This window comes from Zoogloea sp. LCSB751 (assembly GCF_002028455.1).
GTDB lineage: Bacteria > Pseudomonadota > Gammaproteobacteria > Burkholderiales > Rhodocyclaceae > Zoogloea.
The window spans coordinates 179,857-194,091 of the sequence record NZ_MWUM01000005.1 but is presented as its reverse complement, the minus strand read 5'-3'; the positions used below and the strand labels follow the sequence as shown (position 1 = coordinate 194,091).

Annotated in this window: 16 protein-coding genes; 8 read left to right on the top strand and 8 right to left on the bottom strand. The window is 68.8% G+C overall.

Translation table 11 applies throughout. The annotated features are described in order from the left end of the window. Nucleotides 1-105: 105 nt before the first annotated feature. The 8 genes from B4920_RS08070 (at nt 106) to B4920_RS08035 (ending at nt 6,606) form a co-directional block, all read left to right on the top strand. Nucleotides 106-555: a YeeE/YedE family protein gene (locus tag B4920_RS08070; protein ID WP_079434106.1), complete on the top strand. Its 450-nt coding sequence runs from the start codon at nt 106-108 to the stop codon at nt 553-555. Further along, nucleotides 552-1,034 (top strand): YeeE/YedE family protein, encoded by a 483-nt coding sequence (locus B4920_RS08065; protein WP_216819807.1) that lies wholly within the window; start codon nt 552-554, stop codon nt 1,032-1,034. The genes B4920_RS08070 and B4920_RS08065 overlap by 4 nt, the downstream gene beginning before the upstream one ends. 78 nt (nt 1,035-1,112) lie before the next feature. Further along, nucleotides 1,113-2,036 (top strand): AraC family transcriptional regulator, encoded by a 924-nt coding sequence (locus B4920_RS08060; RefSeq protein ID WP_079434105.1) that lies wholly within the window; start codon nt 1,113-1,115, stop codon nt 2,034-2,036. A 94-nt stretch (nt 2,037-2,130) separates the two neighbouring features. Continuing rightward, a complete protein-coding gene (locus tag B4920_RS08055; protein ID WP_079434104.1) occupies nt 2,131-2,691 on the top strand; it encodes a carboxymuconolactone decarboxylase family protein in 561 nt (186 codons plus the stop codon). Next, complete coding sequence (locus B4920_RS08050; RefSeq protein WP_079434103.1) at nt 2,688-3,773, top strand: acyl-CoA dehydrogenase family protein; 1,086 nt, start codon at nt 2,688-2,690, stop codon at nt 3,771-3,773. Before B4920_RS08055 ends, B4920_RS08050 begins: the two co-directional genes overlap by 4 nt. Beyond that, nucleotides 3,770-4,570 (top strand): ABC transporter ATP-binding protein, encoded by an 801-nt coding sequence (locus tag B4920_RS08045; RefSeq protein ID WP_079434102.1) that lies wholly within the window; start codon nt 3,770-3,772, stop codon nt 4,568-4,570. The genes B4920_RS08050 and B4920_RS08045 overlap by 4 nt, the downstream gene beginning before the upstream one ends. A gap of 51 nt (nt 4,571-4,621) precedes the next feature. Then, on the top strand, nt 4,622-5,860 hold the full coding sequence (locus B4920_RS08040) for an ABC transporter substrate-binding protein (RefSeq protein ID WP_079434101.1): 1,239 nt from the start codon (nt 4,622-4,624) through the stop codon (nt 5,858-5,860). Nucleotides 5,861-5,865: 5 nt separating this feature from the next. Beyond that, the gene (locus tag B4920_RS08035; RefSeq protein ID WP_254050873.1) at nt 5,866-6,606 is read left to right on the top strand and encodes an ABC transporter permease; all 741 of its coding nucleotides are present in this window, start codon (nt 5,866-5,868) and stop codon (nt 6,604-6,606) included. Nucleotides 6,607-6,650: 44 nt separating this feature from the next. Here B4920_RS08035 and B4920_RS08030 read toward each other — a convergent pair whose 3' ends face one another. From B4920_RS08030 to B4920_RS07995, 8 genes are all read right to left on the bottom strand, one after another. Next, nucleotides 6,651-7,475 carry an EAL domain-containing protein gene (locus tag B4920_RS08030; protein WP_079434099.1) on the bottom strand — a complete coding sequence of 275 codons (825 nt, stop codon included), beginning with the start codon at nt 7,473-7,475 and terminating at the stop codon, nt 6,651-6,653. Between the two features lie 149 nt (nt 7,476-7,624). Next, complete coding sequence (locus B4920_RS08025; protein WP_079434098.1) at nt 7,625-9,715, bottom strand: flagellar biosynthesis protein FlhA; 2,091 nt, start codon at nt 9,713-9,715, stop codon at nt 7,625-7,627. 55 nt (nt 9,716-9,770) lie between these two features. Then, nucleotides 9,771-10,913 carry a flagellar biosynthesis protein FlhB gene (locus B4920_RS08020; protein ID WP_079434097.1) on the bottom strand — a complete coding sequence of 381 codons (1,143 nt, stop codon included), beginning with the start codon at nt 10,911-10,913 and terminating at the stop codon, nt 9,771-9,773. Nucleotides 10,914-10,916: 3 nt separating this feature from the next. Beyond that, nucleotides 10,917-11,687, bottom strand: a complete 771-nt coding sequence (fliR, locus tag B4920_RS08015; protein ID WP_079434096.1) for a flagellar biosynthetic protein FliR — start codon at nt 11,685-11,687, stop codon at nt 10,917-10,919. 18 nt (nt 11,688-11,705) lie between these two features. Further along, nucleotides 11,706-11,978, bottom strand: coding sequence for a flagellar biosynthesis protein FliQ (fliQ, locus tag B4920_RS08010; RefSeq protein ID WP_079434095.1), 273 nt, complete (start codon nt 11,976-11,978; stop codon nt 11,706-11,708). Between the two features lie 13 nt (nt 11,979-11,991). Next, the gene (fliP, locus tag B4920_RS08005) at nt 11,992-12,759 is read right to left on the bottom strand and encodes a flagellar type III secretion system pore protein FliP (protein WP_079434094.1); all 768 of its coding nucleotides are present in this window, start codon (nt 12,757-12,759) and stop codon (nt 11,992-11,994) included. A 10-nt stretch (nt 12,760-12,769) separates the two neighbouring features. Further along, the gene (locus B4920_RS08000) at nt 12,770-13,135 is read right to left on the bottom strand and encodes a FliM/FliN family flagellar motor switch protein (RefSeq protein WP_079434093.1); all 366 of its coding nucleotides are present in this window, start codon (nt 13,133-13,135) and stop codon (nt 12,770-12,772) included. 5 nt (nt 13,136-13,140) lie between these two features. Next, complete coding sequence (locus B4920_RS07995) at nt 13,141-13,995, bottom strand: FliM/FliN family flagellar motor switch protein (protein ID WP_079434092.1); 855 nt, start codon at nt 13,993-13,995, stop codon at nt 13,141-13,143. Between the last annotated feature and the right edge of the window lie 240 nt (nt 13,996-14,235).

Here is a 14,235-nt window from a genome sequence, read left to right as displayed (position 1 = left end):
CTGCGGCGGTCGATCCTGTGGGGGCGAATTCATTCGCCCCCACTGTAAATGTGTCCCTACGGTGAGTGAGCCGGTCCGATGGCTTCACCAAACGAAAGGTATCCGATGAGTATCGCCTGGCAGGCCTTCACGCCCTGGTCTGCGCTGGCTGGCGGAGCCCTGATCGGGCTGGCCGCCACAGCGCTGTTATTGGTAAATGGCCGCGTTGCCGGGATCAGCGGCATCCTGGCCGGCTTGCTGCGGGCACCGGGCGATCGGGCCTGGCGTTTCGTCTTTGTGGCCGGCTTGTTGCTGGCGCCGCTGGTGCTGCATCTCTTCGCGCCAGGGCTGGGCGTTCCCGCCCCGGCGGACGCGCCGGATGCACGTCTCCTGCTGCTGGCCGGCTTGCTGGTCGGGGTCGGTACCCGCCTCGCCAACGGCTGCACCAGTGGCCATGGGGTGTGCGGGCTGGCCCGCCTGTCGCTACGCTCACTGGCTGCAGTGGCGGTGTTCATGGGGACCGCGATTGGTGTGGTGTTCCTCGTTCGTCACGGGCTGGCCGGAGCGGCGGCATGAGTACTTCCCAACTGAAGCAGGGGCCGACCATTACAACTGCGGTGCCGGCCAGCGGCGCCCGGGTGGTTGGCTGGCTCGGTGCGCTGCTGTCGGGCCTGCTGTTCGGCGTCGGTCTGCTGCTGTCGGGCATGACCGATCCGGCCAAGGTACTGGGCTTTCTGGATATCTCCGGGGCCTGGGATCCGTCGCTGGCCTTCGTGATGGTCGGTGGCATCGCCGCGGCGCGCGTCGGCGTGGCGATCGTTGGCCGTCGTGGCGCGACGTTTTCCGGCTTGCCGGTGTGCCTGCCGCCGAAGCGCGCCATCGATGCCCGTCTGATCGTCGGCAGTGCGTTGTTCGGCGCGGGCTGGGGGCTGGCCGGCTACTGCCCGGGCCCGGCGGTGGTGTCGCTGGGCTTCGGCTCCTGGTCGGCGGCAGCGCTGGTGAGCGGGATGCTGCTGGGCTTGTGGAGCGTGCCGCATTCCCGCCCACGGCAATAAGCAAAGCACTTTTTATTGGTTCGTTTTCCGCCGGGGCTTCGCAACACTTGAGGCCACTACACGCCGGACAACGCACCCATGAGCACCGAAACCGATCGTCTTGCCCACTGGCTGGTGAGCGGGCTCGAACTGGACGCCACGGTCTTCCACGTGGGCCAGTACTGCGGGCCGTGGCGGGCGTCCACCGCCGGCCGGGAGCAGGCCAGCTTTCACCTGGTGCTGCGCGGCCAGTCCTACCTGCACCTCGAAGGCCAGGCACCGATCGCCCTCGGCGAGCGGGAAGGGGTCTTCCTGCTGCGCGACATTCCCCATTGCCTGACGCCTGAACCCGATGCGGGGCCGGCCTTCCAGCCCTGCGACATGCAGCCGATGGCGCCGGTTCTTGACGGTGCCTGTGGGCTGGCCTGCGGCTTTTTCCAGTTTCGCGGCCTGCTCGGCGAGCTGTTCCGCAGCGCCTTTCCCGACTATGTGCTGATCCGCGCCGATTCCGCCGCCTTGAAGGCGGTGGCGCCGCTGTTCGACCTGATCCTGGCCGAGGCGGAGCGGTGCGACGGTGCGCCGTCTCCCTTGATCGAACGCCTCACCGAGCTGCTGTTCTTCTACGTGATCCGCGAGGTGGCGCGCCGCGACGACGTGGCCGCCGGCCTGCTGGCGGTGGCGCGGCGGCCGGAGTTCGCGCCGCTGCTCGACGACCTGCTGCGCGAGCCCGGCAAGCCCTGGTCCATCGAGGACATGGCCCGCGTGGCGCGCATGTCGCGGGCCAGCTTCTGCCGCCACTTCGTCGAGGCCAGCGGCCAACCGCCAGCCCAGTTCCTGCTTCAGGTGCGCATGAAGATCGCCGCGCGCCGCCTGCAGAGCGGCGACAGCGTACTGCGTGCCGCCGAGCACGTCGGCTACTACTCTCAGGCTGCCTTCACGCGGGCCTTCAAGAAAGTGATCGGCGAGCAGCCCGGCGCCTTCCAGCGCGCCCGCCGCAATCCGCTGCCGCACACCCACCGTTAGACGAAAGAGCAAAAAGCCGCGACGTTCGTGCATAGAAGGCGGACCGCCCAATGGGGAGAATGCGTCCATCACGAACAATGCTGTGGAGATTTCCATGACCCGCCTGACCGTCCATACCCCTGCTACCGCACCGGAGGGCAGCCGCGCCTTCATCGATACGGTGATCACCAACAACGGTTTCCTGCCCAACCTGATCGGCGTGCTGGCCAACGCGCCGGCGGCCCTCGAAACCTATCTCACGGTGTCCGGTATCAATGCCCGTAGCAGCCTCAGCCTGGCCGAGCGCGAAGTGGTGCAGATCACCGCCGCCAGCGTGCATGGCTGCGACTTCTGCGTCGCAGGGCACACCGCCATCGCCCTCAAGAAGGCCGGCCTCGAACGGGACCTGGTGCGTGCGCTGCAGGAACGGGCGAGCACCGGCAACGCCCGTTTCGATGCGTTGGTGGCCTTCACCCGCGCGGTAATCCTGACCCGCGGCAACGTGGGCAAGGGCGAACTGGCCGACTTCCTGGCCGCCGGCTTCGGCGAGCAGCAGGTGCTCGAGGTGATCCTCGGCGTCAGCCTGGCGACCTTGTGCAACTTCGCCAACAACCTGGCCGGCACCGGCATCAACCCTGAACTGCAGGCCTACCGCCCGGGAGCGCTGGAATCATGACCCAGGCGATCCGCAACCAGGACGACGCGCTGGCCTGGGTGGCCGCCCACGCGGCGTCCCTCGACCGGGAAGCGAGCCACGCCGACCAAGTGGTGCCAGTGCTCGGTGCCGCCGGTTTCTTCCGCATCGGTGTGCCGGTGGAACTGGGTGGCAGCGGTGGCACGACCTGGGACGCTGTCGAGGCCATCGCCCGCGTCGCCGAACATTCGCTGACCGCAGCCTTCGTCTTCTGGGGCCAGCGCTGCTTCATCGGCTACCTGCTCGACAGCGACAACACGGTGCTGCGCGAACGCGTTCTGCCGGTCTTGCTGAGCGGCGAGCTGGCCGGCGCGACCGGCCTGTCCAATGCCATGAAGTACCTGTCCGGCATCGAAAGCCTGTCCGTCGCCGCCACGCCGACTGCCGATGGCTGGACGCTCGACGGCCGCCTGCCGTGGGTCACCAACCTGCGCCGCAGCGGCTACGTGGTGGCAGCGGCGGTGGAGCCGACCGACGGCCAGCCGCCGGCGGTGGTGGCCTTGTTCCACGACACGCCCGGCGCGGTGCGCAGTGACGATCTCGAACTGCTGGCCCTGCGCGGCAGCAACACCGCGGCCATCGACATCCGTGGCGTGGCATCCGGGGCGGGCGAACTGATCGCCGCTGACGCGCGCGCTTTTCTGCCGCGGGTGCGGCCGGCCTTCCTGAGCCTGCAGTGCGGCATGTCGATCGGTCTGGCGCGGGCCAGCCTGGCGGCGTCGAAGGCCAGCGGCAGTGCCGCCCGGGCCGGCCTGCAGGCGCGCATCGACCGCATCGAGACCGATCTGGTAGACGCCATCGCCGCGCTGCGCAGCGGCCTCGCCGACGGCCGCTTTGCCACCCAGGCGGCACCGCTATTCCACATCCGCATCCGCCTGGCCGGCATCGTCCGCGAGGCGGCCGACCTGGAGCTGGACGCCACCGGCGGCCGCGCCTACCTGCTGGCGACCACCGGCGCTTTCGCGCGGCGTTGGCTGGAGGCCGCCTTTGTGCCGGTCGTCACGCCGAGCCTGACCCAGCTGCACGGCGAACTGGAACGCCAGGCCGCCTTGAGGGCCGCATGAACAGCCCGCTGGCGGAACCGGCAATCGCCGAAGCCGGCCTCGCGCCGGCGGTGCTGGAAGGCCGTGGCCTGTCCTATGCCCACGCCGGCGTCGGCACCATCTTCGACGGCGTATCGCTGACGGTGCGGCGACGCGAGATCGTCGCGCTCTTGGGCAGCAGTGGCTGCGGCAAGTCCACGCTGCTGCGCGTGCTGGCCGGCCTCGAAAAGCCCGTGGCGGGGGAGGTGTGCTTCCTCGGCGACGCGCTGGCCGAACCCCATCCGCGCAGCGCCCTGGTGTTCCAGCAGCCGAGCCTGTTGCCATGGCTGAATCTGGCCGGCAACGTCGGCTTCGGCCTCGACTTTGTCCACCAGCCGAAGGCCGCCAAGGCCGAGTTGGCCGAGCGCGTGTCCGCCGCCATCGAGGCGGTGGGCTTGGCCGGCCGCGAGGCGGCCTATCCGTCCCAGCTGTCCGGCGGCATGGCCCAGCGCGCGGCGCTCGCCCGTGCGCTGGCGCGCCAGCCGGAATTGCTGTTCGCCGACGAACCGTTCTCGGCGCTGGATGCGATCACCCGCGCCGAGATGCAGGCGCTGCTGGTGGACGTGGTGCACCGCTGGCATTCGGCGGTGCTGCTGGTCACCCACGACATCGACGAAGCCATCCTGGTGGCCGACCGCATCGTGCTGATGGGCGGCCGGCCGGGCCGGCTTGTGCAGGAATGGACGGTGGACATCCCGCACCCGCGGGAGGATTTCCCCGAGGCCGTCTCCGCCCTGCGCCTGGCCATCCTCGCCGCGTTGCGCCACAGCTGCCAATAAAACTGCACTCGACCGCGCATTGATCTGAAACTCCCACCGGAGACCGACTTCATGGATTACCGACCCGATTCCCGCTCCATCCATATCTGCCAGTCGCCGGACTGCGGCTGCGGCCTGAGCCGCCGCGACTTCCTGCGCCTGTCGGCGCTCACCGCCGCCAGCGTGGCGGCGCCGCTGCTGTCCGCCGGCGATGCGCTGGCCCAGGGCGCCGGCAGCGACCAGCCGGTGAAGATCGGCTACCTGCCGATCACCGACGCCACGCCGCTGCTGGTGGCCCACGGCCGCAAGCTGTTCGAGGCGGAAGGCCTGCGCGTCGAAAAGCCGCGCCTGTTCCGTAGCTGGGCGCAGATCGTCGAGGCCTTCGTCGCCGGCCAGGTGAACGTCATCCACCTGCTGTCGCCGGCCACCCTGTGGGTGCGTTACGGCACCCGCTTCCCGGCCAAGGTGGTGGCCTGGAACCACGTGAACGGTTCGGCGCTGACGGTGGCGCCGGGCATCAACAGCGTGGCCGAACTGGGCGGCAAGACGGTGGCGATCCCGTTCTGGTACTCGATCCACAACGTGCTGCTGCAGCAGATCCTGCAGGCCAACGGCCTGGTGCCGGTGACCAAGGCGCGGGACTCCGGCCTGGCCCGCAACGAGGTGAACCTGATCGTGCTGCCGCCGGCCGAGATGGTGTCGGCGCTGGCCGGCAAGTCCATCGCCGGCTTCATCGTCGCCGATCCCTTCAATGCACTGGCCGAGACGGCCGGCGTCGGCAAGGTGCTGCGCCTGTCCGGCGACGTGTGGAAGAACCACGCTTGCTGCGTGACCTTCCTTGCCGAACGCGATATCGCCGAGCGCCCCGAGTGGGCCCAGCGCGTCACCAACGCCATCGTGCGGGCCCAGCTGTGGACCCGCAGCAACCAGCTGGAGGCCGCCAAGCTGTTGTCCAGCGCCGACGACAACCGCTACACCCCGCACAGCCCGCAGGTGCTCGCCAAGGTGCTGGCGACCACCGATTACGCCAGCTACGAGGCCAGCGGCGCGGCGCGCAACAAGGGCTGGTACCAGCGGCGCATCGACTTCCAGCCTTATCCCTTCCCGTCCTACACCGAAGAGCTGGTGCGCGTGCTGCAGAAGACCAAGGTGGAGGGCGACAACGCCTTCCTGGCCAAGCTCGACCCGCGCTTCGCCGCCCGCGACCTGGTGGACGACCGCTTCGTGCGCAAGGCCATCGCCGCCGTCGGCGGGCCGTCGGCCTTCGGGTTGCCGGCCGATCTGCTGCGCAAGGAAGTGCTGGCGGTGTGAGGGTGGTGAATCTTCTGCTCCCGCTCACTGGCCTGCTGGCCGCAGCCCTGCTGTGGGCCGTCGGCGCCGGCTGGCTGGCGTCCCACACGCCGGTGGCGGCCAGCTTCGCGCCGCTGCCGGCTTTCGAGGCGCTGTCGCAACTGCTGCAGGGACGTGACCTGTGGATTCACGTGGGGATCAGCCTGCAGCGGGTCGGTATCGGCCTCGTCATCGCGCTGGTGCTGGGCATTCCCCTTGGTGTGCTCACAGGGCTGTCGAAGTGGTTCTCCCGCAGTACCACGCCGCTGTTCCAGTTCGCGCGGATGATCTCGCCGCTGTCGTGGATGCCGCTGGCGGTGATGGTGCTGGGCGTCGGCGATGCGCCGGTGTACTTCCTGCTGGCCTTCGCGGCGGTGTGGCCGATCCTGCTTAACACCGCGTCCGGCGTGGCTCAGCTCGACCCCAACTGGCTGCTGCTGGCGCGCAGCCTGTCGGCGACCCGTCGCGAGACCATCCTGCGGGTGATCCTGCCGGGCATCACCGCCCACATCCTGACCGGCGTGCGGCTGGCCATCGGCATCATCTGGATCGTGCTGGTGCCGGCGGAAATGCTCGGCGTGTCGGCCGGGCTGGGCTATTTCATTCTCGATTCCCGCGACCGCCTGGCCTACTCGGACCTGATGGCGGCGATCCTGGTGATCGGTTTCCTCGGCTACCTGCTCGACCACGCCGCCCGCAGCCTGCACCGGCGCTGGCTGCACGCCTGAGGAGGAGCCAGCCTCGGGGCGGTGCTGGCGCTTCGCCGGCCGGATCAGCCGTTGCCCGTCTGCTGTTCCTGTGCGAATGCCGTCGCCCCCACCGGGTGGCCGTAGGCGTAGCCCTGCAGCAGCACGTGGTCGGCGGCCAGCTCCGGCGCGGGCTCTTCCACGTGAGTGACGATGATGCGGGCGTCCTCGCGCAGGGCGGCCAGCCACTTCAGGCGCTCGTGGGCCTCCACGCCACTGCCGAGCTTGCGCCGGTCTACCTTCACGAACTGCGGCCACACGGTGTTGGCGATGGTCTGCCACTGGGCGGCGGACTCCACGTTGACGGCCACCCGGAAGCCGTTGGCGCGGTAGTTGCGCAGCACGAAGGCCAGCAGGTCGGGCTGGGCGCTGGCCTCCGGCGGCGTCTCGATGACGATGCTGTCCGGCTGCACGCCGAGGGCATCCACCACGCGGCGGAAGGCGCGGCCATGGTCGTCGCCGACGGCGGCCAGCAGGCGGCCGTGTACATTGAGGAAGAGGGGCACATCGTTGCCGGCGGCCAGCGCGTTGAGCAGGTGCACGGTGCGCGCCAGGCGGTCGAGGGCGATCAGCCGGGCATCCTCGGCGGCGGCGGAGAACAGGGTCCATGGCGACAGCCCGTGCTCGTCCGGATCGTGGCTGCGCAGGAAGGCTTCGCGGCCGACGACGGCGCCGTTCGCTGCATCGACGATGGGCTGGAAGGCGCTCGACAGCTCGAAGCCGAACCAGTCGCCCACCACCGCGCCGCTCTCCGTGCGGTGCAGCTGCTTGCCGGGGACGGGGGCCTGGGGCAGGCGGGTGAGGAAATCCCGGGCCAGCGGGTTGAGGTGGGAGGCGGCGGCTTCGGCCATGGGGAGACTCCTTGGTGGATCGGGTGCGGACGCGCGGCGGCGGTCCGGCTGCCAAATCTATTTCCGCCGGGCCGGCGGCGGAACCAATAAATTCTGCAAAACATATGCGGGCGTCCGATCCGGCGGCCCACCGCGGGGCCGGGCGCGGATCAGCCCAGCGAGCCGACGATGCTGACCTCCCTCTGCTCGGGGATCTCGTTATAGGACAGCACGGCCAGGCCGGGCGCGAACAGGCGCGCGTAGCGGGCCAGCAGCGGGCGGATCTGCGGCATCACCAGCAGGATCGGCGCTACGTTCTGCTGCTTCATCTGCTCGCGCACCTGGGGCATGTTGGTCTGCAGCTGGGCCAGCAGGTTGGGGTCGATCGGGTAGTTGTCGAGGGCCGCCTTGCCGCCCTGGCGGGCCTGGTTCAGGGAGCCGAGCAGCATGTTTTCCAGCTCGCCGCCCAGGTTGAAGACCCGCATCTCGCCGCTCGGGCCGGCCAGCGTGGCGACGAGCTGGCGGCGCAGCGTGCAGCGCACTTCGGCAGCGAGGAGGATCGGGTCGCGGGTGGCTTCGGCGTTTTCGAGCAGGGTGGTGGCGATCGGCACGATGTCCTTCAGGGACACGTTCTCGGCCAGCAGCACGCGGAAGATCTTCAGCAGCAGGCTGTGGCTGTAGGCCTTCTCGAGGGCCGCGGCGAGCTTGGGCGCCACGGCGGTCAGGCGCTCCAGCAGCGCGGGTACGTCCTCGTGGGCGATCAGTTCGGGCAGGTGGTCGCGCATCAGCTTGGCCACGTGGGTGGCGATGACGCTGGCCGGATCGACGACCTGGTAGCCGAGGCCCAGCGCGTGGGCCTTCTGTTCCGGCGCGATCCACACCACCGGCATGCCGTAGGCCGGCTCGACGCCCGGCGTGCCGTCCAGCTCGCCATAGAGCTGCGGCGACGGGATGGCCATCAGCTGGTCCGGGTAGGTGAGCACCTGGGCGATCGGCGTGCCGTTGAGGAGCACCGAGTACTGGGCCGGCTTCAGCGTCAGGTCGTCGCGCACGCGGACCTTCGGCAGCAGCAGGCCCATGCTCTCGCTGAGCCCCTGGCGCATGCCGGTCAGGCGCTTGCTGAGCGGGGCGCCGTGGGCGTTGTCGATGAGGCCGACCAGCTTGTAGCCGACGGCGACGCACAGCGGTTCCACGAAAGGCAGGCCGGCCCATTCGAGTTCGGGGGCGCTCTCGGCGAGCAGGGCCGCCTCGATGGCCGCCGTGTCGGCCTCGGCCGGCGCGGTGGGGCGGCGGCCGAGGCGCCAGGCGACGAAGCCGAGCACGCCGCCGAAGGCCAGGAAGACCGGCCACGGCATGCCGGGGATGGCCGCCAGCGTCAGCATCAGCCCGGCGGCGCCGTACAGCACGGCCGGCGAAGCCAGCATCTGCGACGCCACCTGCTGCTCGAACTCCTTGCCGTCGTTGCCGACGCGGGTCACCACGATGGCCGCTGCGGAGGACAGCAGCAGGGCCGGAATCTGCGCCACCAGGCCGTCGCCGATGGTCAGCAGCGCGTACAGGCGGAAGGCGTCGGAGAGGCTCAGGTCGTGCATCAGCGCGCCGATGACGATGCCGCCGAGCATGTTGATGAGCAGGATCAGGATGCCGGCGATGGCATCGCCGCGCACGAACTTCGAGGCGCCGTCCATCGCCCCGTAGAAGTCCGACTCGGCGGCCACTTCGCGGCGCCGCTGCTGGGCCTTTTCCTGGTTGATCAGGCCTGCGTTGAGGTCAGCGTCGATGGCCATCTGTTTGCCGGGCAGCGCGTCCAGCGTGAAGCGGGCAGCCACTTCGGAGATCCGTTCGGAGCCCTTGGTGACGACGATGAAGTTGATGATCATCAGGATCACGAACACCACCAGGCCGACCACGAAGTTGCCGCCGATCACCACGTGGCCGAAGGCCTCGATGACCTGGCCGGCGGCGCCGGTACCCTCGTGGCCGCGCAGCAGCACGACCCGCGTCGACGCCACGTTGAGGGTCAGGCGCAGTAGCGTGGAGGCCAGGATGACTGTCGGGAAGATCGAGAAGTCCAGCGGCCGCCGGGCATTCACGCTGACCAGGATGACGATCAGGGCCAGCACGATGTTGAAGGTGAACAACACGTCCAGCAGCACCGGCGGCAGCGGCAGGATGACCATGCCGAGGATGGCCAGTACGAACAGCGGTGCCGCAATGCGATGTCGGCTCAGATCGGAGAGGAGTTGGCGCAGGGTGTTCATGGGCGGGGTCCGTGGTCCGTCAGGGGGCGGGCTGGAATGGATTGCCGGAGGTGGCTCAGGTATCGGTTTCGGTGTCGAGGAACTGCCGCGGCACCGGTGGCGGGTCGGGCAGGTCCGGGCGTTGCGGGCGCTGGCCGTTGCGGAAGGCCTTCAGCTGCAGCACGTAGCCGAGCACCTGGGCCACCGCGCGGTACAGCGGGGCCGGGATCTGCTGGTTGACCTGGCTGGTGTTGTAGATGGCGCGGGCCAGCGGCGGCAGCGGGACGATCTCGACCTTGTGCTCGGTGGCCACCGCGCGGATGTACAAGGCCATCTCGTCCACGCCCTTGGCTACCACGAAGGGCGCCTCGGCGCGGTTCGCGTCGTACTTGAGGGCGACCGCGTAGTGTTCCGGATTGACGATCACCACGTCGGCGCCGGGCACCGTCTTGCGGACACCGCGGCGGGCGATCTGCTGCTGGATCTGGCGGATGCGCTGGCGCACTTCGGGGCGTCCCTCGGTGGATTTGTGCTCTTCCTTCATCTCGCGCCGGCCCATGCGCTGTCCGCGCAGGTAGATGAAGTGCTGCACCGGTACGTCGATCAGCGCGAAGACGATGAAGACCGCGCACAAGGCCATGATGCCGTCCACCATCAGGCCGGTGCCGCCGGCCAGGGCCTGGTCGAGGGGCTGGGCCTGCAACTGCATGAAGGCCTCGCGGCCGCTGCTGACCACATGCCACAGCACCAGGCCGAGTGCGGTGGCCTTGACGATGGTGGTGGCCAGTTCGACCAGGTGCTTGGGCTGGGTCAGGCGCTGGGCGTAGGAGAGGGGATTGAGGCGGTCGAGCTTGGGCTTCAGGTTCTCGCCGCTGAGCACCCAGCCGCCCGGCACCAGGGAGCCGATGGAGACGATCAGCGGCACCGCGAACAGCGGGGCGAGCATCTTGGCGAGCAGCAGCATGGTGGTCGTGAAGGCGATGGACCACAGGTTGTCCAGCGTGCCGTCGCCGTCCAGCGCCGCGAAGCCGACGCCGAACAGGGCGCGGAAATCGGCCAGGTAGCCGGGCATCAGCACGAGCAGCAGCTTGAGGCTGACGAGCAGGCCGAGGGCGGTGGCCCAGTCCCGCGAGCGGGCCACCTGGCCCTGTTCGCGGGCCTTGCGCAGTTTCTGCGCGGAGGCTTTTTCGCTCTTGTCCTCGGTCGAGGTGTCGGCCATCGCTCACAGTCCCATGTCGCGGTGGAGCAGGCGCAGCACCTGGCTGGTCATGCGCACATAGTGTTCCGGCACGAAGCCGACGATGCGTACCAGCATGTACAGCCCGAACAGCGTGATCAGCGAGAAGCCGAGGGCGTACAGGTTGAGGGCCGGCGCCACGCGGTTGAGGAAGCCGAGCCCGATCTGCACCACCAGCGTCGAGAAGATGATGGGAATGGCCAGCAGCAGCGCTGCGGAAAATACCCACGCGATGTTGAGGGCCAGGGTCTGCAGGGCCAGGAAGTCGAAGCCGCGGCCCACCGGCCAGGCGCGGAAGCTCTCGGCGAGCACGCCGGTCAGCACCAGGTGGCCGTCGATGGAGAAGAACACGATCACCCCGAGCATGTAGAGCAGGCTGGACACCACGTCCGACGAGGTGCCGTTCATCGGGTCGTTCATGACGGCCATGCTGAGGCCCATCTGGGACGACACCAGGTAGCCGAGGACGGTCAGGATCGCCATCAGCTGATGAAAGGCCAGACCGATCACGAAGCCGATCAGCACCTGTTCGCCGGTGGCCAGCAGGCCGGCCATCGAGAACGGGTCGATGTGCGCGGCAGGGCCGACGACCGGCAGCATGACCACCGCGACGAGCAGCGACAGCAGCACGCGGATCGGCACCGGCAGCATGTTCTCGCCGATCACCGGCGCCGCGCTGAACAGCGCCAGGCTGCGGCAGAACGGCCACCACAAGGTGTGCAGCAGGGCGAGCAGCTGGCCGAAAAGTGCTTCCATGACGCGGCGGGGCGGGGCTCAGCCGACCAGCGTGGCGGCGCGCCGGAACACGGCGACGCAGAAGTCCATCACGTAGGACGTCATCCAGCGCCCGGCCAGCGTGATCGCCAGCAGCGTGACGATCAGCCGCGGCAGGAAGCTGAGGGTCTGCTCGTTGATCTGTGTGGCGGCCTGGAACAGCGCCACCAGCAGGCCGACCACCAGGCCGGGCACGACCAGCACGGCGACCAGCACCATGACCATCTGCAGGGCTTCGCCGACTAGGTCGGCGGCGATCTCGGGCGTCAGCATGGCACGTCCTCCCTCACAGGCCGCGCACGCTGGTCACCAGCGTCTCGACGGTCAGGGTCCAGCCGTCCACCAGCACGAACAGCAGCAGCTTGAGGGGCAGGGAGATGACCAGCGGCGACAGCATCATCATGCCCATTGCCATCAGCACCGACGACACCACCAGGTCGATGACCAGGAAAGGGATGAACAGCATGCAGCCGATCTGGAAGGCGGTCTTCAGCTCGCTGAGCACGAAGGCCGCCAGCTTGACGGTGAAGGCGTGCTGCTCGGGTTTGTCGACGGCCTTCTCGCCGGCCAGCCGGGAGACCTGGGCCAGCGCGCTCTTGCTGGTCTGGGCGAGCATGAAGCGGGACAGGGGCTGCTCGGCGATGGAGAGGGCTTCCTGCAGGCCGATCTTCTCCTGGTCGTAGGGCTGCAGCGCCTTTTCCCAGATGGTCTCGCCGACCGGGCGCATGACCAGCAGCGTGAGGATCAGCGCCACCCCGGTGACGATGCGGTTGGGCAGACCCTGCTGCAGGCCGAGGGCCTGGCGCAGCAGCGACAGCACGATGACGAAGCGGGTGAAGCTGGTCATCATCAGCACCAGCACGGGCAGCAGCCCGAGCAGGGTCATGACGATCAGCACCTGGGTCTTGACCGTCAGCTCGGTCTTGGCGCCCTGGGTGGAGCTGGTGAACAGGCCGATCTGGTCGGCCATGGCCAGGTCGGGCAGGGCCAGCAGCCCGAGCGCCAGCAGGCCCAGGGCGGCCGTCGGCCACAGGCGCGCGTGCGCCGTCTTCATGCCGCCAGCCTCATGACGCCAGCGTGCCCAGGTCCAGGTCGCACAGCTCGACGACCTTCAGCCCGTAGTTTTCGCCGGCCAGCACGACTTCGGCACGGCCGATGGCGGTGCCGTTCACCTTGATCAGCAGCGGCTCGCCGGCCAGCGTGTCGAGCTCGATGACGCTGTCCCGGTCGATGTTCATCAGGTCCTGCAGCGAAATGCTCGTCGAGCCGACTTCCAGCGTCAGCCGCACCGGGATCTTGCGCAGCATCTGGGCCAGTGGCCGGGCAGGGCGCGGGGCCGGGGCGGCGGGCTGGGCGGCTTCGCCGAAATCGGCGGCTTCGCTGTCGAAGTCGCCCAACATGTCCTCGAGACTCTGGTTGATCGCGTCCATCCCACTCACTCCACATCTTCAAAAGCGGTTAAACAAAGCTTGCCCTTGTGCTCGACCACCTGGGCCGTGAACACCCGGGAATCGTCGACCAGCACGTCGGACGGCCCCAGGCTCACCGGGATCACGTCACCGACCCGCAGGTCGAGCAGGCGTCCCAGCGGGATGTCCTTTTCCAGCAGGCGCGCGGTCAGCGCCAGCGGCAGGCGGCGCGCAAAGGGCTGCGCCGCGGCCGGCTCGCCGGGCCGCTCCCGCAAGGGCGCCAGCTGCTGCAACAGATGGCGCTGCCAGGCCTCCTCGAGCACGAACCACATGGCGCCATCGACGCCGTGGGCCCGTTCGCGCACGCTGACGTGCAGCGCCCAGGCGCCCTGGCGGCGCAGCGGCGTTGTCGCATCCTCCAGCAGGCGCCCGGTATGCGCGCTGCCGTCGGGCGAGGGAGCCCGTCCTTCCAGGCGCTCCACCAGCGCACCGACGAAGCGGCGCCCGAGCAGTGTGGCCAGGCGTTCTTCCGTCGCCGTCACCGGCGCCTCGTCCCGTGCGCCGCCCTGTGTGGCCGGGTGGGCGCCGTAGCGGTAGTCGAGGGCGCACAGCAGGAGCCGCCGCTCCAGCGCGAAATCGATGCGCCCCCGTTCATGGGCAAACCCGGTCCAGCCGCCCCGGGCGGGGAGACCGTCGAGGGGCACGAGCCGCAGGTCGCCGACCTCGAAGCACGCCCGGTAGCGGCGGTTCAGGCTGCTGCGAAACGCCTCGTCGAGATCGCCCCGCGCCAGCGCGGTGAAGCGCTCCAGCAGGTGAAGCGGGCGCCCCAGGGTGAGCGGATCAAGCGTCACCCCTGCGGGTTGCGCTGCGGATTTCTGCATGTCTGGATTACCAATAATGGCCTGGTGATTCAAGCCGAAAGCCGGTCGCGTTTCGCCCACGAATAGCGCTCCCGAAAAGATCCATATCCGGAGAGAGATTTGTTCCTAATTAATTCTAGTTTGCGGGCTAATTCGATTTAACGCAACAGGGAATAAGCCGGCGCTTTTTGCGATCAATTTGGGTGTGGTGTGAATTGAAAAAAATGATTGCCTGCCGGAAAGCTTCTGTGCATAATTCAT

Coding starts and splice junctions, on each gene's coding strand:
- B4920_RS08070 (WP_079434106.1), top strand. CDS start 106: ATGAGTATCGCCTGGCAGGCCTTCACGCCCTGGTCTGCGCTGGCTGGC.
- B4920_RS08065 (WP_216819807.1), top strand. CDS start 552: ATGAGTACTTCCCAACTGAAGCAGGGGCCGACCATTACAACTGCGGTG.
- B4920_RS08060 (WP_079434105.1), top strand. CDS start 1,113: ATGAGCACCGAAACCGATCGTCTTGCCCACTGGCTGGTGAGCGGGCTC.
- B4920_RS08055 (WP_079434104.1), top strand. CDS start 2,131: ATGACCCGCCTGACCGTCCATACCCCTGCTACCGCACCGGAGGGCAGC.
- B4920_RS08050 (WP_079434103.1), top strand. CDS start 2,688: ATGACCCAGGCGATCCGCAACCAGGACGACGCGCTGGCCTGGGTGGCC.
- B4920_RS08045 (WP_079434102.1), top strand. CDS start 3,770: ATGAACAGCCCGCTGGCGGAACCGGCAATCGCCGAAGCCGGCCTCGCG.
- B4920_RS08040 (WP_079434101.1), top strand. CDS start 4,622: ATGGATTACCGACCCGATTCCCGCTCCATCCATATCTGCCAGTCGCCG.
- B4920_RS08030 (WP_079434099.1), bottom strand. CDS start 7,475: ATGGCCGAAGCCGCCGCCTCCCACCTCAACCCGCTGGCCCGGGATTTC.
- B4920_RS08025 (WP_079434098.1), bottom strand. CDS start 9,715: ATGAACACCCTGCGCCAACTCCTCTCCGATCTGAGCCGACATCGCATT.
- B4920_RS08020 (WP_079434097.1), bottom strand. CDS start 10,913: ATGGCCGACACCTCGACCGAGGACAAGAGCGAAAAAGCCTCCGCGCAG.
- fliR (WP_079434096.1), bottom strand. CDS start 11,687: ATGGAAGCACTTTTCGGCCAGCTGCTCGCCCTGCTGCACACCTTGTGG.
- fliQ (WP_079434095.1), bottom strand. CDS start 11,978: ATGCTGACGCCCGAGATCGCCGCCGACCTAGTCGGCGAAGCCCTGCAG.
- fliP (WP_079434094.1), bottom strand. CDS start 12,759: ATGAAGACGGCGCACGCGCGCCTGTGGCCGACGGCCGCCCTGGGCCTG.
- B4920_RS08000 (WP_079434093.1), bottom strand. CDS start 13,135: ATGGACGCGATCAACCAGAGTCTCGAGGACATGTTGGGCGACTTCGAC.
- B4920_RS07995 (WP_079434092.1), bottom strand. CDS start 13,995: ATGCAGAAATCCGCAGCGCAACCCGCAGGGGTGACGCTTGATCCGCTC.